Source organism: Pedobacter paludis (assembly GCF_003173575.1).
Lineage (GTDB): Bacteria > Bacteroidota > Bacteroidia > Sphingobacteriales > Sphingobacteriaceae > Pedobacter > Pedobacter paludis.
The window spans coordinates 17,692-36,229 of record NZ_QGNY01000003.1 but is presented as its reverse complement, the minus strand read 5'-3'; the positions used below and the strand labels follow the sequence as shown (position 1 = coordinate 36,229).

The following is an 18,538-nucleotide window of genomic DNA, read 5'->3' as shown; positions in this document are numbered from 1 at the left end:
AATATGAACGACACAACAATTGTTTACAGCACATTTTATAATCCAATTGAAGCCAATATAATTAAGTCTCGATTAGAAGATAGCGGTTTTTCCTGCTTCTTGGCCGATGAAAATGTATCAACCATCCAGCCTTTATACAATCAGGCAATTGGAGGTGTTAAACTTATTGTTTTTGAACGAGATGTAGATGAAATCAATCAGCTCTTGGCCGAAGATAACAGTAATTTGGTTGATGAAAATGATGGAACGAACCAAGTCACAGAAGAAAAAATTCTCTGCGAAGTTTGTGGCTCAGATAACGTTGGTTACGGAATGGCAACAAAAAAGAAATTTAGCTGGTGGGTTATTCTAGTTTCTGTTTTTGTAGGTGTTTTTCTTCCTTTCAAAGGTAACAAATGCCATCATTGCTATAACTGTGGTCATGAATTTAAATAAGGATGATTGATTAAAAATGATGAGAGATAAAACTATTGGAGAAAATCAAGAGAAAAAGCTAACCTGCCCAAAATGTGGTTCAGATAAATTATTCAAAGAACATTCGAGGCACAATCAATTTAATTTTTTGGGACTTTTAAATTTGCGATTAGCACCAAAAGGTACTTTTAAATGTGTCGAGTGTAATTTTGAATTTAGAGCTTAATAAAAAAACTCGTTTTGAGTTAACAAAACGAGTTTTAGCACGAATTTTATCTTAAAAACCAAAACCTAAGGCAATACCGGTACGAATACCAAAGCCTTCAATACCACCTTTAATATCAGGCTCATTGTTTCCTTGAGTTGCTTTGTATGTGCCGTTGTTATAGCTTGGGCCAAAAAATAAATCGAGAACAAAGCCACTACCGTAAACCCACTGGCGACCGATTAAGGCTCCACCGCCAAACGAGTTATAATTACCTTTATCTGTTCCGTCGGTAACGGTATAATTTTGATACCTTAAAAAAGGAGCGGCGTATACACCGCTGATGGCTTTTTGTTTTAGGTAGAAACGAACCTCTGGTGTAATTGCAAGTCCTGTAAATTTAACATCATCTAGTTTAATGCCTGTGTAAGCAAGCCCAAGCTGTGCCGAAATACCATCATTGATTTTTCGTTCATAGAAAACAGATCCGGTGCTCAGCAAGGCACTTAAAGGGTTAATTTTGATTGTGTTTTGAGCATCCTGAGCCTTGGCTCCAAGGAATGCTAATGCGGTTAAAGCACAAAGAAAGAGCTTTTTCATGATTAGAGCGTGATTTAATGAAAAGCAAAAATAGATTTTAATTTTAATTCTGCAACAAAAAAATCCCGTTCTGATTTTACTCAAAACGGGATTATATAAACTATATGCTTTTAGCTTTATGCTTTAAGCGCAGCTTCTCTTCTGATAATGTTTAATGCACCACCTGCAATAAACCATTCAATCTGTTGAGCATTGTAACTGTGATTAACCAAGAATGATTCTTCAGTTCCATCTGCATGGTGTAAAACCAATGTTAGTGGTTTATCTGGAGTAAATTCTGTTAAACCGATAATATCGATTACATCATCTTCTAAAATCTTATCATAATCATCTTTATCGGCAAAAGTTAAGCCCAACATACCTTGTTTTTTAAGGTTGGTTTCGTGGATACGAGCAAAAGATTTTACCAATACTGCACGAACGCCTAAATGACGAGGCTCCATAGCGGCATGCTCACGAGATGAGCCTTCACCATAGTTTTCATCGCCAACAACAATAGAACCAATACCTGCAGCTTTGTAATCGCGTTGAGTAGCTGGAACTGGACCATATTCGCCAGTTAATTCATTTTTAACGTTATCTGTTTTATCATTGAAGTAATTTACTGCGCCGATAAGCATGTTGTTCGAAATGTTATCTAAGTGACCACGGAATTTCAACCATGGACCGGCCATAGAAATATGATCGGTTGTACATTTACCCTTAGCTTTGATTAAAAGTTTTAAGCCTTTTAAATCAGTACCTTCCCAAGGCGTAAATGGATCTAACAATTGTAAGCGGTGAGAAGTAGGTGAAACCAAAACTTCAACCGATGAACCATCAGCTGCTGGTGCTTGGAAACCTGCATCTTCTACAGCATAACCGTTTACAGGTAACTCATCACCAACTGGTGGATCTAACTTTACTTGCTCACCTTTATCGTTTGTTAACGTATCCGTTAATGGATTAAAACCTAAATCACCAGCAATTGCAATCGCTGCAACCATTTCTGGTGAAGCTACAAATGCGAATGTATTTGGATTACCATCGGCACGTTTTGCAAAGTTTCTGTTAAACGAGTGTACAATTGTATTTTTCTCTGCCTTTTCTGCACCTGTACGGTCCCACATACCAATACATGGTCCGCAGGCATTCGTAAATATTGTTGCATCTAAATCTTCGAAGGTTTTTAAGAAACCATCGCGATTTGCAGTGTAGCGTACTTGTTCAGAACCCGGGTTAATACCAAATGCAGATTTCGTAACCAAACCTTTAGCAATGGCTTGATTGGCAATTGATGCCGCTCTTGATAAATCTTCGTACGATGAATTGGTACAAGAACCAATTAAGCCCCATTCAACCTTTAAAGGCCAACCGTTTTTCTCTGCTTCCACTTTCATTTGAGAAACTGGAGTAGCTAAATCTGGAGTAAAAGGACCGTTTAAATATGGTTCTAATTCATCTAAATTAATTTCAATTACTTGATCAAAATAGCTTTCTGGATCTGCATACACAGCATCATCGCCAGTTAAGTAAGCGGCAATTTTATTTGCTTCGTCTGCAACTTCGTCTCTACCTGTAGCACGTAAATAACGTTCCATGCTTTCATCGTAACCGAAAGTTGAAGTTGTTGCACCAATTTCGGCACCCATATTACAGATGGTTCCTTTACCGGTACAGCTTAAGTTGATGGCGCCATCGCCAAAATATTCTACAATTGCACCAGTACCACCTTTTACGGTTAAAATACCTGCAACCTTTAAAATTACATCCTTAGCAGAAGTCCAGCCATTTAATTTACCTGTTAATTTAACACCAATTAGCTTAGGGAATTTTAGCTCCCAAGGTAATCCAGCCATAACATCACAAGCATCTGCACCACCAACACCAATAGCAACCATACCCAAACCACCTGCATTAACTGTGTGAGAGTCGGTTCCGATCATCATTCCACCTGGGAATGCATAATTTTCTAAAACTACTTGGTGGATAATACCGGCACCCGGTTTCCAAAAACCAATGCCGTATTTATTTGATACAGAAGATAAGAAATCAAAAACTTCAGCGCTTTCTGTTTTTGCGTGGGGAAGATCTATTGAAGCACCTTCTTTAGCAGTAATTAAGTGGTCACAGTGAACGGTTGAAGGTACAGCAACTTGCGGACGACCAGCTTGCATAAATTGCAAAAGAGCCATTTGAGCAGTTGCATCTTGCATTGCTACACGATCTGGTGCGAAATCTACATAGTCTGTTCCGCGAGAAAATGCTTTTTTTGGATCTCCATCCCAAAGGTGAGCATACAATATTTTTTCTGATAATGTTAAAGGTCTGCCAACGATCTTGCGAGCAGCTTCTACACGGCTCCCGAAGTTTGCATAAACCTTTTTAATCATGTCTATATCAAAAGCCATCGATTTTATTGGTTAAAAGGTAATACTTCTATTCTACTAGCTGCGAATTTACAAAAAAAATACTCCTATAGCAGTCATACTTACATCATTGTATTATTTAGGATTATTCTAAATAACTGTTCTCAACTTCCTTTTTAATCTACTTATGAATTATTCATAAAGTTTTATGGAATGATCACTTTTAAAACATCAAAAATATAAAGCCCTATGAAAAAAATAATTTACCTCGCATTATTGATCTTCACAATTTTAACTGCAAAAGCGCAGGAAACCCAAAAACTACAGTTAGACTGGCTCAACCAAAATGCGGTTAGTTTAGATTCGGATTACCTTTCGAAAATAAAAACAGGAACGGTAGTTGGTCTAGGCGAAGCCTCGCATGGTACTGAAGAATTTTTTAGAGAAAAGAATAAGATTGTTAAATATCTTATTAAAAACCAGAACTATACGCAGATAGGATTCGAATTTACAGATACTGAAATTGAAAAGATTAATCAATATGTACTAACGGGTAAAGGAGATTTAAAAGTACTTATGGATGATTTTAGACTGTATAAAACACAATCATTTTTCGATTTATTTGAATGGATTAAGAATTATAATAATACCTCAAAGGTTAAGATAGAAGTTTTTGGATTCAGTAAAATAGATTTTACCGATCCTTATACCCGCGATAGTTTAATGGCCGAATGCATTATTGAAAAACAGGTGAAAACAAAAGCTAAAACAGTTGCTTGGAGCCATAACCTGCATTTGGCTAGGAACAGCACAATGGCCGGAATAAATGGATTGGGTCAGCATTTGAAGAATTATTTTGGCTCCGATTATTACAACATTGCCTTCGATACTTACCAAGGAACTGTAAATACCTTACGTTTTTTAGAAGATGGAAGCTTCAAAATAGAAAGCCATAAACTCGAACTTCCGGCCAAAAACTTTACCCAATTGTTTTCTGAAGTAAAATTCTCTAACTTTTATATTTACCTCCGTCAAGATAGTCCGCTGTCTGGGTTTAAAAATTCTATAACCAACATTTGGGCAGATTGGCGAGCGCCTTATGCCTTACCCGTTAAACTTACCGATGATTTTGATGCGGTAATTTTTATCAAGAATACTTCTTCATCGATTATGCTTAAATAATGATTTGCTCATTGTCCGTTAATGAACATTTTTGTTCGATTTTGGACAAAAATTCTAGCTATATTTAATAAAGTGCTATTTAATAAGGTTTTAAATGGCATTTTATTTTTGGCACAACAATGGCCTAAACGTTAAAGTGAAGAAAACTGATAACCTTTTTGGGTAAAATAAGCCAGCACTTTAGGTAATGCACATTCCAGCCGATCAAAAGCTTTTAAGCTATCGTGAAAAACGATTATCGATCCGTTTTGTGTATGTTTTATCACATTGTGATAACATTTTTCGGGAGCTAGATTAACGTCGAAATCACCGCTTAAAACATCCCACATAACAATTTTTAGTTTGGAGTCTGGAGTTTGATGCCCTAAGTTTGAATTTAGACTTTTGATCTGTGATTTTTTAATTCTTCCATAAGGTGGCCTAAAAAGATTGGACTTGGTAAATTGTTGACACTTAATTGTATTTTGCAAATAAGTTTCATTCTCGGTTACCCATCCTTTTAAATGGTTGAAAGTATGGTTGCCAATTGCATGGCCGTCGTTTTTTACACGCTCAAAAACATCAGGGTGTTTTTGAATATTATCGCCGATGCAAAAAAAAGTGGCTTTAGCATTAAAGGCTTTCAAAGTTTTTAATACAAAGTCTGTAACATTGGGTATAGGTCCATCGTCAAAGGTCAAATAAATAACTTTTTCGGTTCGGGATTTATTCCAAAGTAAAGATGGGTAATACCATTTAAGCAGAAGCGGTGATTTGACCAAGTACATTATTCAAAGTTAGTAATTGCTTGTGCAGATTGAAATTATTTAAAGTTGTTTATATAGATTTGAAACAAATTATGAAAATGTTTACCAAGAATAAGTTTTTAACCGGTTTTGCTTTAATTGTAAGTTTTTGCGTCTCTCAGAATGTTCAAGCTCAGGAAGTGATTACGATTCAACAGGCTGTTGACAATACTTTAAAGAACAACCTGCAAATTAAACAGGCTCAGTTTAGTGCTGCTTTAAGCGAAGAGAACCTTAGTCAGTCTAAATACGCACTTTATCCTACCTTAAACGGAAGTATAAATCCCAATTTAACTTTCGGACGTGGTTTGGACCAAACAACTTTTCAGGTAACCAACCAAACTTCATTATATACAAGCGGTAATTTAAGCACCAATGTTGATGTTTTCCAGGGGTTTGCAAAAATCAATCAGATTAGACAAAATAAAACTTTATTAGAAGCAGATAAAAGCAACATAGAAAAAGTTAAAAACGATTTGATTTTACAAGTTGTAACGGCTTATCTTCAGGTGCTCTACAATACAGATTTGGCCAGAGCTTCACAAGAGCAATTGGATATCTCGAATAAAACATTAATTAGAGAAAATGCGCTGTTGGATGCTGGAAATAAAACCTTGGCAGATATTTCTCAGGCTAAATCGCAAGTTGCTACAGCCGAATTAAATTTAACCAATGCACAAAACCAATTATCGGTTTCGTATTTAACATTGGGTCAATTAATGGAATTGCCACCAAGTCAGAAATTTGTTGTGCAGGCACCGATTATCGATAATATCCAGGTAACGCCAACCACAAATAATCCAGATGAGATTTTCGATAATGCCATGAAAATCTTTCCAGATATTAAATTGGCAAATTTGCGTTCTTTGGCTGCTAAACAGGCTATTGACGTCGCAAAGGGGGCTTACTCGCCTAGATTGAGTTTGGGTGCTGGATTATCCTCTTCCTATTCTTACCAGTTTAACTATGCAGGTCAATTTGCACAACAGTCATTTGCAGATCAGATCAATCAACGTTTTGGTCAGAGTATAGGCATGAGTCTTCAGATTCCAATTTTTAATGGTTTCGCTGCCCGTTCCGGAGTTAGAAGAGCGAAAATAACTTATAACAATACTTTAACGCAGGAGCAGTTGGCAAAAAATAATCTGAATAAAGTTATTTTTCAGGCAACAACCGATTTAAAAGCGGCGCAGAGCCGTTTCGTTTCAACACAAAATGCCTTTAATGCACAAAAAGATGCTTTTTATGTTGTAGAACAACGTTATAATGTTGGTTTAGTTAACTCTTTAGATTATAGCACAGCACAAACGAATAGAAATAAAGCAGAGATTGATTTTATTCAAGCAAAATATGATCTTTTATTTAGAGCGAAAGTTATTGATTATTATCTAGGCAAACAGATTAATTTTTAAGGTGGAAAACACTAAGCTGAAAGTCTAAATCTAAAATAAATACAAATTATATAATAGGTGTAAACCTCGCGAACGACGATTACACCCTTAAACATTACAACATAAATACAAACAAACGCAATACAATATTATGAAACTGAAGCACATATTAATTACCGTTGGAGTTATTCTGGTAATCCTTATTGGATTAAAACTAGCTGGAGTTATCGGTGGCAATAAAACAGAAAAAGTAACTACAGAAAAAGCATCAGATAAAACGGTTGTAGAAACTGTAACTGCTAGTGGTAAAATACAGCCAGAAACTGAGGTAAAACTAAGTTCTGAAGTATCTGGAGAGGTTGTAGAATTAAAAGTGAAAGAAGGCGATATTGTTAAGGCAGGTCAGTTGCTTTGTAAAGTGAGACCAGATGTTTTGCAATCGGGTTACGAAAGAACTGTGGCTACGTTTAACGCTCAAAAGGCTAGTGTAGCAGGCGCACAACAACAATTGATTCAAAACCAGGCAAACTTTGTAAATGCAGAAGCAACATACAAACGTAATGTAGAGCTTTTTGCCAAAAAAGTAATTTCAGCTTCAGAATTTGATGCGGCTAAAGCTGCTTATTTAACAGCTAAAGCAACTTTGGCCAGTGCAAAAGAAAATGTAACAGGTGCTAAATTTACATTAGAACAAACTGGTGCGAATGTTAAGGAGGCAGGTGCCAATTTAGCCAAAACAACAATTTATGCGCCGGTTGATGGTGTGGTTTCAAAATTATCTATCGAATTAGGCGATCGTATCTTGGGTACTTCGCAAATGGCAGGTACAGAAATTATGCGTATTTCGAATTTATCATCAATGGAAGTTAATGTTGATGTAAATGAAAACGATATTACCCGTGTTAAAGTGGGCGATAAATCATCAATAGAAGTGGATGCTTTTTCTGATAAGAAGTTTAGAGGTGTTGTAACCGAAATCGCAAGTTCATCAACAGCAGTGGGTACAACGACTTCAACATCAGTAGATCAGGTAACCAATTTCTCTGTAAAAATTAGGATTACTGAAGAGTTAGCCGGAAAACAGCAGTCTATTTTCCGTCCGGGTATGTCTGCAACCGTAGATATCGAAAGCGAATCTTTAACCGGTTTGGCAATTCCAATTCAATCTGTGTTTACAGATAATGGAAGCAAGACAGGAGATGATGCTAAAAATCAGGGCAACCAAGAAAATACCGATAAACAAAAATCAAAACTTAACGATAAAACCATAAAGCAGTACGTTTATGTTTACGATGCTTCAACCAAAAAAGTTAAAAAGGTAGAAGTTACCACAGGCATTCAAAATGATCAGTTTATCATTGTAAAAACAGGTATCAAAGCTGGTCAGGAAATTGTTACTGGACCGTATTCTGCAATTCAGAACAAATTGAAGGATGGACTTGTTGTAGAGAAAACATCTAAAGACCAATTGTTTAGCAAAGACGCTAAAAAGTAGTTGATAATTAATCGCGAGAAATAGTATCTTGCGTTAGTGAAGGTGTAAGGTTTAGGGTTTAAAGCGAATGCTTAGCCTTATGCCTTACACCTTTTACCTTTATCTTTTTTATAAACATGGTACCTAAAATAGCAATGATAGGGGGCGGGAGCTGGGCGACTGCCATTGTAAAAATGTTATCAGATAATCTTTCTGAAAAGGAAATTTTCTGGTGGATGCGTAACGAGGAGGCAATTGAACACATTAAAAAGTTTAAGCACAATCCACATTACATCAGTTCGGTAGAAATAAAACTCAATGAAGATAATATCTCATCAGATATTACCCATATCGTTAAAACTGCAGATTATATTATTTTAAATGTTCCGGCGGCATTTTTAAAAGGTAGCCTTGACAATATTACCGCAGAAGAATTGAAAGGGAAAAAAATCATTTCTGCAATTAAGGGAATTGTTCCTGAAGATAATTTAATTATCGGAGAATTCCTTCACGAAACCTACGACATTCCATATCACGACATTTTAGTGGTTAGTGGCCCCTGCCATGCAGAAGAGGTGGCTTTAGAAAAACTTTCTTATCTTACCATTGCTTGTACCGATGTAGAAAAAGCTTCGACTTTTGCATCATTTTTAAATACCCGTTATATTAAAACCAACGTTTCGGATGATATTTTTGGAACCGAATATGCAGCCGTTTTGAAAAACATATATGCTGTAGCAAGCGGGATTTGCCATGGAATTGGTTATGGAGATAATTTTCAGGCGGTTTTAATTAGTAACGCCATTCGCGAAATTGAACGATTTGTGGATGCCGTTCATCCGATAAATCGCGACATTAAAGAATCGGCCTATCTGGGCGATCTTCTGGTTACCGCATATTCTCAGTTTAGCCGCAATAGAACCTTTGGAAACATGGTAGGTAAAGGTTATACTGTAAAATCGGCGCAGTTAGAAATGAATATGATTGCAGAGGGATTTTATGCAGTAAAATGTATGCACATCAAAAATCAGGCTTATAATGTAAATATGCCTATCTGCAAGGCGGTGCATAATGTTTTATATGAGGGTAGATCACCACATATCGAAATGAAGCTGCTTGCCGAAAAGTTGAATTAACGATCAAAAACAAATTACTGCGAATCGGTTTTGCAGGTCTTCTTTCCACTTTATCTTTTTGGTAACAACATCAGATTATTATTGCATCTGCACCAAAAAGTATATTGCTGTGCCATAGGTGTCCCCTTGTAACAATAAGGTTTATTTAAAACAGTTGTGTGCAAACAAAAACACATGCCAAATGTTGTTCAATAAATAAAAGTATAACTGTTATGAAAAAGAAATTTGTAATTGGCTTGTTAACATTGGCATTGTTCGGTGGTGTAACTTTAAGCGTTAACGCACAAGAAAAAAAGAAAACAGAAGTTGGTAAAGCATTAGATCATACAGGTAAAGCAATTGGTAAAGGCGCTAAATCTGTTGGTAATAAAACTGCAGAAGTAGCTGTAAAAGGCGGTTCTAAAGTTGCAGACAAAACCTGGAAAGGTAAAATGGCTCCAGATGGATCTGATGTGTACATCAACGCTAAAAACGAAAAATATTACGTAAACTCTAAAGGTGCTAAAATCTGGTTAAAACCTAGCCAAATTAAAACTAGAGTAGAAACAAAAAATTAAGTGCCAAAGTAACAACAAAGCCCGATTTGATATGATCAGATCGGGCTTTGTTGTTTATAAATTCTTTATTTCAGTTTATCAAATAAATTAGTAAGCAACAATTTAAATTTTCCCCGAAATTTTTCTTCAATAAATTGGTAAACCAAAAATGATAGGGTAACAGATAATAGTGTTGCAAAGAATAATAGAACGTACTTATTTACACTAGTGCCCCAAATTAGAAAAAGACCTATCCCAAATCCATGCATTAAATACAATGGATAGGTAAGTACACCTAATTTGGCCGGATATTTAAGCCACTTAAAATCCAGTTTGTTTAAGGCTGATAAAAGGAAAAAGATATAGAATATGGTTACGATAAATATCACCACATATTTATTGTAAATGCTCGAATCGTGATAAAAATCGTTCATCTCCTGAACAATTAAGAGGTTGTTTTTCAAGTTTACTAAGAAACAAAGTATCAATAACGAATAAATTTTCCAGCTTGATGCGTATTTAGTTCTCAAAAGATAAAATAGCATTCCGGCAATAAAATAAGAACTATACTTGGGGATTAAAAAAAATGAAAAAGCATTGTTTGGTGCGCTATAGTTTATTGTCAATGTGTAAAGAAGCCAAAGCGACAAAATGAGAAGCAGATTTTTCCAAAGCTTAAGCGCAGAAATCAATAAGATTATGAAGTAAAACCCAAGCTCGTAGGTGAGGGTCCAAAAAACGCCATACATATTGGCTTTGCCCAAAAACTCCTGAAACATCGTCAGGTTGTAGGCAAATAGTTTTAATGTAACCGGTGGCGTATCAGGTGGGGTAATTTTTGTGATGTAAATAATTGCAAAAGTAATAATGCAACAAACCCAATAGGCTGGATATAACCTTAACACTCTGGATATGACGAAGTATTTGGGTGATTTATTCATCGCCGACATTAGCACCACGTAGCCACTAATCATAAAAAAAGCATCTACACCCAAATAACCATATCGCATTATAATATCGATTCCGAATGTTGGCGTTCCCAATAACCTTGAAGAACCGAAAGTGAAATGATAAAACATAACGGCCAATGCCGCTAAAAAACGCATTATATCTAATTCGTAGAAACGAAAATGATCTTTTTGGGATGAAAGCATTAAGTTTTTTTAAGGGATAACAACAACGGATAAGCCGATATTCTTTATGTTACTAAGATATAAATTACCAGGCTATTCTTAGTTAGAATTGGTATAAAACATAAAAGTCCCAATAGAGGCTCTATTTGGGACTTTTAAATAAATTTTTTACAGCTTATATCTTCACAATCTGACCGTACAAATCAAAGTCTTCGGCTCTATCAATTTTAACATGTACAAAACTTCCGTTAGCAGCATAACCTGTAGTTGCATCAATTAAAACCTCATTATCAACTTCAGGCGAATCAAATTCGGTACGGCCTACAAAGAAATTACCTTCTTTCTTGTCGATAAGCACTTTAAATGTTTTGCCAACTTTCTCCTGATTAATATCAAAGGAAATTCCTTGTTGTATTTCCATAATATCATCCACGCGTTGTTGTTTTACTTCATCAGGAATGTCATCCACTAAAGTGTGTGCGTGTGTTTTTTCTTCATGAGAATAAGTGAAACAACCTAAGCGATCGAACTTGGTTTCTGCAACCCAGTCTTTCATCTCTTCGAAATCGTACTCTGTTTCACCAGGATAACCGCAAATTAATGTAGTACGCATGGCAATGTTTGGTACCTTATCTCTAATCTGATTTACCAAATCAATAGTCTTTTGTTTTGTAGTACCCCTTCTCATCGATTTCAGCATATTATCGGTAATGTGCTGTAAGGGCATATCCAGGTATTTACAAATATTATCACGCTCATTCATGGCATCCAAAATTTCCATCGGGAAGCCGGAAGGGTAAGCATATTGTAAACGGATCCATTCAATACCCGGAACATCAGATAAACGGCGCATCAATTCATCCAACTTACGAATACCGTAAAGGTCAAGACCATAGTAGGTTAAATCCTGAGCAATAAGAATTAATTCTTTCGTTCCGTTTTTTGCAAGAATTTTTGCCTCGTTAACCAATTCTTCCATTGGCTTACTTAAGTGTTTTCCACGCATTAGCGGAATAGCACAAAACGAACAGGGACGGTTACAGCCTTCGGCAATTTTAAAGTAGGCAAAGTGTGATGGCGTGGTTAATAATCGTTCGCCGATAAGCTCATGTTTATAATTTGCACCGAGCTCATGCAATATATTGTGTAAATCGTTGGTGCCAAAAAAAGCATCAACATTGGTAATTTCTGATTCTAGCTCTGGCTTGTAACGTTCGGATAAACAGCCTGTAACTACAACTTTTCCGATTTTACCAGCTTCCTTAAGCTCACTGAACTGTAAAATGGTATCAATCGATTCTTGTTTAGCATTATCAATAAAACCGCAAGTATTGATCACTACGATATCATCCTTTCCCATTTTATCAGATTCGTGAACAACATTTAAGTTATTGCCACGAAGCTGACCCATCAAAACTTCTGAATCGTAAATATTTTTTGAGCAACCTAAGGTAATTACATTAATTTTAGGCTGTTTAATTGTGCTTTTAATTTTTGCTATTTTGGTATTCATATTACTATTTTGATTTCACCGATTAATGGTGATTTCACCGATCAGGTGATTTAACAACTCGATGACTATATATCTATTCGTATTAGATGGATAATCTTTTGACTTCACAACTTGTATTGCCAAAATTTATCAATAACCCAGTTTTAACTTTACTAGCTTTAAGATATGATAACAATTGACTTTGAAATAATTTCGGTTGGAATCCTGTTACCGATTTTAATTCTACAATTACTTTATTTTCTACAAAAAGATCACATCTAAATTTTCCGATATTGACATTTTGAAAAATCACTTCAAATTCCTTCTCCGCTTGAAATGATAACCCAGCTTCATTAAGTTTAATTTTTAAAGCATTGGCATATATTTTCTCAAGAAAACCAGGGCCAAGTTCATTATGTATTTGAAAGCAACATCCAATAATGATCTCAGTAGCTTATCGTTCTGATTTTCAGGCATATTATGTGCTTGAGAATTTTATAATCAGTGCAATCAATTAAAAATCGGTGTAATCTACCGCTTGCGTCTATTTAAACAAACTGTTCACAAACTCCTTTTTATCGAAGAGCTGTAAATCATTTATCTTCTCCCCAACACCTATATATTTTACCGGAATTTTAAACTGATCCGAAATTCCAATTACTACTCCACCTTTCGCCGTACCATCTAATTTTGTTATGGCTAAAGCATTAACGTCGGTAGCTTCGGTAAACTGCTTGCATTGCTCAAAAGCATTTTGGCCGGTTGAGGCATCCAGAACCAATAAAATTTCGTGTGGAGCATTTGGAACAACCTTTTGCATTACCTGCTTAATTTTGCCTAACTCATTCATCAAGCCTATTTTGTTATGTAAACGGCCAGCAGTATCAATAATTACAACGTCTTCGCCATTTGCAACGGCAGATTGTAATGTATCAAAAGCAACAGAAGCAGGATCTGAGCCCATGGGTTGGGCAACAACACGCACCCCAACGCGTTCGCCCCACAGTTTGAGTTGATCTACCGCAGCCGCTCTAAAAGTATCTGCCGCACCAAGAACAACCTTTAAGTTTGCTTCTTTTAATTTATGGGCGAGTTTGCCAATCGTTGTTGTTTTACCAACCCCATTCACACCTACAACCATAATTACGTAGGGTTTATGGTCGCCGTATTCAAACTGGCGGAAATCGTTACTGTTGTTTTCTGAGAGCAATAACTGAATTTCATCACGGAGCAAAAAATTCAGCTCCGAAGTAGAAAGATATTTATCGCGGGCAACACGTTCCTCAATGCGTTTAATAATTTTTAGCGTGGTACCTACACCAACATCAGAAGTGACCAATACTTCTTCTAAATTATCGAGCACTTCATCATCAACGGAAGATTTTCCTGCAACGGCTTTCGTAATCTTGTTAAAGAAGCCATCTTTGGTTTTCTCTAAACCCTTATCTAAAGCTTCTTGAGCTTCGGGTGCAGTTTCTTTCTTTTTGAAAAAATCGAATAAACCCATATCTAAATTTTATATAACAAAAAAAGCCCTTCCGGTTAATACGGAACGGCCTTTAATATTTTTATCAATATTAAAAAATATTAACCTTATTTAGATGCGATAGCATCTTTTACGTGGTCGTTGTGCACGATAAGCTCTTTGAATGAGTAAGCACCACTTTTAGGTGATTTTACCATTGTAATTACTTTCGAATATTCTTTACCTGTACCTGTTTTAAGGGTTGCAACTACTTTCTTTGCCATGTTCTTATGTTTTTAATGATTGAATTGGTGAATTTTGGAATGAGTGAGTTTAAATCAATCATTCAATCCTTCTATCATTCAATTATTTAATTTCTTTGTGTACGGTTACTTTTCTCAATACTGGGTTGAATTTTTTCAATTCTAAACGCTCAGTAGTGTTTTTACGGTTTTTAGTAGAAATATATCTAGACATACCTGGCATGCCACTTTCTTTATGCTCAGTACATTCTAAAATAACCTGAACTCTGTTACCTTTTTTTGCCATTTTAATATAAATTGTAAACTGTTAATCTCAACAGTTAATGTTTTTTACAAAAATCCTTTTTTTACGAAACGGTTAATTGCTTCGCTGATACCCACTTTGTTGATGGTTTTAATCGCTGAAGTCGAAACTTTCAACGTAATCCAACGGTCTTCTTCAGGGATATAAAATTTCTGAAGTTTCAAATTAGGATAAAATTTGCGTTTGGTTTTAACGTTCGAGTGAGAAACGTTATTACCTACCATTGCCTTTTTTCCTGTTAAATCACAAACTCTTGACATGACTTGTAAATATAGTTGTTAAAATATCGTCGCTTAATTTTTTTAAGAGTGTGCAAATATCTGAATAATAATTGTAAACAGCAAGAGCGTTGCTAATTATTTTCAACTATTTTAAAAAAGCAATGCGCATATTCATTTTGATACGATTTCAATATTTTTGCTTACCAATATTTAATTAAATTAGCCGCTACTAATCCAATATAATAAACGAGTCCCATGCAAATTACATCTTTTAAGCAATACGAAGAAGATTATAAGAAAAGTGTAGAAAACCCCGAACAATTTTGGGGAGAAGTAGCGCAAAATTTTCAATGGAGAAAGCCATGGTTTAAGGTACTATCATGGAATTTTAATGAGCCTAATATTAAATGGTTTGAGGGGGCAAAATTAAACATTACCGAAAATTGTTTAGATCGTCACTTGGCTACAAGTGGAGATAAACCTGCCATTATTTGGGAACCCAATAATCCTGAAGAAGAGAGCGTTACCCTAACTTATAAAATGTTGCATGAGCGGGTTTGCCGTTTTGCCAATGTATTGAAAAGAAATGGAGCAAAAAAAGGCGATCGTATTTGTATTTATATGCCAATGGTACCTGAGCTGGCGATTGCTGTTTTGGCGTGTGCCAGAATTGGTGCGGTACACTCGGTAATTTTTGGTGGATTTTCAGCTAAGTCTATTGCCGATCGGATTAACGATTCGCAGTGCAAACTGGTTATTACAGCCGATGGCGCTTATCGTGGGAATAAACAGATTCCTTTAAAAGATGTAATTGATGATGCATTAATTGGCTGCCCAACCGTAGAAAAATGTATTGTTTTAACCCATGTTCGCACACCTGTTTCTATGTTGAAAGGACGTGATGTTTGGTGGGAAGATGAAGTTAAACACGTTAACGATATCTGCGAAGCCGAAGAAATGGATGCAGAAGATATGCTGTTTATTTTATATACCTCAGGCTCTACAGGAAAACCAAAGGGTGTTGTACATACTTGCGGTGGCTATATGGTTTATGCCGGATATACTTTTTCTAATGTATTTAATTATCAACCAGGAGAAGTTTATTTCTGTACTGCAGATATTGGTTGGATTACCGGGCACTCTTACATTGTTTATGGCCCGCTATCTCAAGGTGCAACATCGGTATTGTTCGAAGGTATTCCAACCTATCCAAGCCCTTCCCGTTTTTGGGATATTGTAGAAAAACACAAGGTAAATACATTATATACAGCTCCAACAGCAATTCGTTCGTTGATGAGTTATGGAGAAGAACCCTTGAATGGAAAAGATTTAAGTTCGATTCGTGTTTTAGGATCGGTAGGAGAGCCGATTAATGAAGAAGCATGGCATTGGTTCGATGAGAAAATAGGGCATGGTAAAGCGCCAATTGTAGATACCTGGTGGCAAACGGAAACCGGTGGCATTATGATTTCTCCAATTGCAACCGTAACTAAAACCAAACCAAGCTTTGCAACCTTGCCTTTACCAGGAATTCAACCCATTCTTGTAGATGAAAACGGTAATGAAATAGCAGGTAATGGCGTTATGGGAAATCTCTGTATTAAGTTTCCCTGGCCCGGCATGTTGCGCACCACTTATGGCGATCATGAGCGTTGCAAACAAACTTATTTCTCTACTTACGAAAATCTATATTTTACCGGTGATGGTTGCTTACGAGATGAAGATGGTTATTATCGGATTACTGGTCGGGTAGATGATGTGTTAAATGTTTCTGGCCATAGGATTGGAACAGCCGAAGTAGAAAATGCAATTAACATGCATGCCGGAGTTGTGGAGAGTGCCGTTGTAGGTTATCCTCATGATGTAAAAGGACAAGGCATTTATGCTTTTGTGATTTACCCAGAAATGCATGGCGAAGCAGAATTATCGAAGAAGGATATTTTACAAACCGTATCCCGTGTTATTGGTGCTATTGCCAAGCCAGATAAAATTCTTTTTGTTACTGGCTTGCCTAAAACGCGTTCTGGGAAAATTATGCGTCGTATTTTACGTAAAATAGCTGAAGGCGATACTTCAAACTTAGGCGACACTTCAACTTTATTAGATCCTACTGTTGTGGAAGAGATTATAGAAGCATCGAAAAAGTTGTAATCGATAAATATCGTATAAAAAAAATGCCTCCCGATTTCGGGAGGCATTTTTTGTTGTGTTCAATTTAATAACCTGGGTTTTGAACTAGGTTTTTGTTTGCATCCATTTCTCTTTGAGGGATAGGAAACACTAATGCATTCGAATTCCAGGCTAAAGAACCAATATTAGTCTGTGTCCTTTTTGCATCATGTAAAGCAAAACCTTCAAAAGCAAGTTCAAGCTTTCTTTCATTTAAAATATTAGCTAGAGTTGCGGTGGTGGTTGTTAAGCCAGCACGAGATCTAACTACGGCTAAATCCTGAAGGGGTGTTTGTCCTCCAATTGGTGCAGCTGGTGCTAAGCGAGCATTGCATTCTGCCCTAATCAAATACATTTCAGCCAACCTAATAATCGAAACATTTCCATAAGGGTTTGCAAATTTAGAAGTGTACATATCACCATCATCATAAAAAGCATTAATTCGATCATCAGCTGTACTATATGTATTGTCTATCCAATCTTGAGCAATAACAGCATCTCCACGACCGCCATAAGTTGATGATCCATAAAACTCGTTAAAGCCATTAAAGCCAGTAAGTGTTCTTACTTGAATAGAAAAAACATCTTCAGTTGTATTTGATCCGGGAGATGAACCCATTACCGGAAATGCATCTATGAAAGCAGGGGTAAGACTGTAATTTCCTGAAGCAATTACTCTATTTGCAGCATTTGCAGCGGCAGAATAGTTTCCCATCTGTAAATATAATCTTGCCAACATCCCGGCTGCAGAATATTTAGTTGCAAAAAAGCCATTAGTTGCTGGCAATTTAGCTTCTGCATCCGTTAAGTCGGCGATTGCTTGTGTGTAAACAGCAGCAACTGTAGCCCTACTTACATAACTTGCATCTGTAACTGAGGTTGTTGGTGTAAGAATAATCGGCACTCCTAGATTTGTTGTTGGGCTACCATCATTATAAGCTTTTCCAAATAATCTTACTAAGTCAAAATAGGCAGACCCTCTTATAAACTTGGCTTCACCTTCTACTTTATTTTTCTTTGCAGCATCAACTTTGCTAATGGATGCGATTACATTATTTACATCATTGATTGTTGTATATCCATCTGCCCAAACATTATCAACAAATGTATTTGTTTTTAAGAGAGATTTATTTATGGTCTGCGTAAGCTCCTCATAGGTGCCATACCATTCTATTGCATCGGTATTTGCTAAGAAATCGGCCATTAAAAATGGTCTGCCTCCGTAAAAATTTCTACTTCCTAATGCTGAGTAGGAGCCAACAAGCGCCACTTCTACATCTTTAGATGTTTGTAGTGCTTTACTTTGCTCTATTGTATCAACTGGGTTAATATCTAGAGCCTTTTTGCAAGATGAAACTGTAGCCAACAGCATCGATGCAAATATTAAATTATATATATATGTCTTTTTCATAATGATTCT

Annotated in this window: 19 protein-coding genes; 8 read left to right on the top strand and 11 right to left on the bottom strand. The window is 36.2% G+C overall.

The window, feature by feature from the left end:
* Positions 1-3 precede the first annotated feature (3 nt).
* Positions 4-435: a putative signal transducing protein gene (locus tag DF947_RS08215; RefSeq protein WP_109929247.1), complete on the top strand. Its 432-nt coding sequence runs from the start codon at positions 4-6 to the stop codon at positions 433-435.
* Positions 436-451: 16 nt separating this feature from the next.
* Positions 452-640 carry a hypothetical protein gene (locus tag DF947_RS08210; protein WP_109929246.1) on the top strand — a complete coding sequence of 63 codons (189 nt, stop codon included), beginning with the start codon at positions 452-454 and terminating at the stop codon, positions 638-640.
* 51 nt (positions 641-691) lie between these two features.
* On the opposite strand, the gene DF947_RS08205 is transcribed toward DF947_RS08210, so the two are convergent.
* Together DF947_RS08205 and DF947_RS08200 are read right to left on the bottom strand one after the other, a co-directional pair.
* Positions 692-1,219 (bottom strand): DUF3575 domain-containing protein, encoded by a 528-nt coding sequence (locus DF947_RS08205; RefSeq protein WP_109929245.1) that lies wholly within the window; start codon positions 1,217-1,219, stop codon positions 692-694.
* Positions 1,220-1,335: 116 nt separating this feature from the next.
* The gene (locus DF947_RS08200) at positions 1,336-3,609 is read right to left on the bottom strand and encodes an aconitate hydratase (protein ID WP_109929244.1); all 2,274 of its coding nucleotides are present in this window, start codon (positions 3,607-3,609) and stop codon (positions 1,336-1,338) included.
* 207 nt (positions 3,610-3,816) lie between these two features.
* Between DF947_RS08200 and DF947_RS08195 the strand changes: the two genes are divergently transcribed.
* Positions 3,817-4,749 (top strand): erythromycin esterase family protein, encoded by a 933-nt coding sequence (locus DF947_RS08195; protein WP_109929243.1) that lies wholly within the window; start codon positions 3,817-3,819, stop codon positions 4,747-4,749.
* A 131-nt stretch (positions 4,750-4,880) separates the two neighbouring features.
* Here DF947_RS08195 and DF947_RS08190 read toward each other — a convergent pair whose 3' ends face one another.
* Positions 4,881-5,516, bottom strand: a complete 636-nt coding sequence (locus DF947_RS08190; protein ID WP_109929242.1) for a polysaccharide deacetylase family protein — start codon at positions 5,514-5,516, stop codon at positions 4,881-4,883.
* A 71-nt stretch (positions 5,517-5,587) separates the two neighbouring features.
* On the opposite strand from DF947_RS08190, the gene DF947_RS08185 reads away from it, so the two are divergent.
* From DF947_RS08185 to DF947_RS08170, 4 genes are all read left to right on the top strand, one after another.
* Complete coding sequence (locus tag DF947_RS08185; RefSeq protein WP_109929241.1) at positions 5,588-6,946, top strand: TolC family protein; 1,359 nt, start codon at positions 5,588-5,590, stop codon at positions 6,944-6,946.
* Between the two features lie 130 nt (positions 6,947-7,076).
* Complete coding sequence (locus DF947_RS08180; protein ID WP_109929240.1) at positions 7,077-8,420, top strand: efflux RND transporter periplasmic adaptor subunit; 1,344 nt, start codon at positions 7,077-7,079, stop codon at positions 8,418-8,420.
* 116 nt (positions 8,421-8,536) lie between these two features.
* The gene (locus DF947_RS08175) at positions 8,537-9,535 is read left to right on the top strand and encodes an NAD(P)H-dependent glycerol-3-phosphate dehydrogenase (protein WP_240615343.1); all 999 of its coding nucleotides are present in this window, start codon (positions 8,537-8,539) and stop codon (positions 9,533-9,535) included.
* A 212-nt stretch (positions 9,536-9,747) separates the two neighbouring features.
* Positions 9,748-10,092 (top strand): hypothetical protein, encoded by a 345-nt coding sequence (locus tag DF947_RS08170; RefSeq protein WP_109929239.1) that lies wholly within the window; start codon positions 9,748-9,750, stop codon positions 10,090-10,092.
* Positions 10,093-10,157: 65 nt separating this feature from the next.
* Here DF947_RS08170 and DF947_RS08165 read toward each other — a convergent pair whose 3' ends face one another.
* The 7 genes from DF947_RS08165 to rpmB all read right to left on the bottom strand — a co-directional run bounded on the left by DF947_RS08165 (position 10,158) and on the right by rpmB (position 14,988).
* A complete protein-coding gene (locus DF947_RS08165) occupies positions 10,158-11,225 on the bottom strand; it encodes an acyltransferase family protein (protein ID WP_109929238.1) in 1,068 nt (355 codons plus the stop codon).
* Positions 11,226-11,379: 154 nt separating this feature from the next.
* Positions 11,380-12,717, bottom strand: a complete 1,338-nt coding sequence (gene rimO, locus DF947_RS08160) for a 30S ribosomal protein S12 methylthiotransferase RimO (protein ID WP_109929237.1) — start codon at positions 12,715-12,717, stop codon at positions 11,380-11,382.
* 82 nt (positions 12,718-12,799) lie between these two features.
* A complete protein-coding gene (locus DF947_RS22670; protein WP_394341489.1) occupies positions 12,800-13,135 on the bottom strand; it encodes a GxxExxY protein in 336 nt (111 codons plus the stop codon).
* 105 nt (positions 13,136-13,240) lie between these two features.
* Positions 13,241-14,203 carry a signal recognition particle-docking protein FtsY gene (ftsY, locus tag DF947_RS08150; protein ID WP_109929235.1) on the bottom strand — a complete coding sequence of 321 codons (963 nt, stop codon included), beginning with the start codon at positions 14,201-14,203 and terminating at the stop codon, positions 13,241-13,243.
* Positions 14,204-14,289: 86 nt separating this feature from the next.
* Complete coding sequence (locus DF947_RS08145; RefSeq protein ID WP_109929234.1) at positions 14,290-14,445, bottom strand: DUF4295 domain-containing protein; 156 nt, start codon at positions 14,443-14,445, stop codon at positions 14,290-14,292.
* Between the two features lie 82 nt (positions 14,446-14,527).
* Positions 14,528-14,710, bottom strand: a complete 183-nt coding sequence (rpmG, locus tag DF947_RS08140; RefSeq protein ID WP_010599807.1) for a 50S ribosomal protein L33 — start codon at positions 14,708-14,710, stop codon at positions 14,528-14,530.
* 44 nt (positions 14,711-14,754) lie between these two features.
* On the bottom strand, positions 14,755-14,988 hold the full coding sequence (gene rpmB / locus DF947_RS08135; protein WP_109926275.1) for a 50S ribosomal protein L28: 234 nt from the start codon (positions 14,986-14,988) through the stop codon (positions 14,755-14,757).
* Positions 14,989-15,204: 216 nt separating this feature from the next.
* On the opposite strand from rpmB, the gene acs reads away from it, so the two are divergent.
* Positions 15,205-17,100, top strand: coding sequence for an acetate--CoA ligase (gene acs / locus DF947_RS08130; protein ID WP_109929233.1), 1,896 nt, complete (start codon positions 15,205-15,207; stop codon positions 17,098-17,100).
* Positions 17,101-17,164: 64 nt separating this feature from the next.
* On the opposite strand, the gene DF947_RS08125 is transcribed toward acs, so the two are convergent.
* On the bottom strand, positions 17,165-18,529 hold the full coding sequence (locus DF947_RS08125; protein WP_205940761.1) for a RagB/SusD family nutrient uptake outer membrane protein: 1,365 nt from the start codon (positions 18,527-18,529) through the stop codon (positions 17,165-17,167).
* Positions 18,530-18,538: the final 9 nt, after the last annotated feature.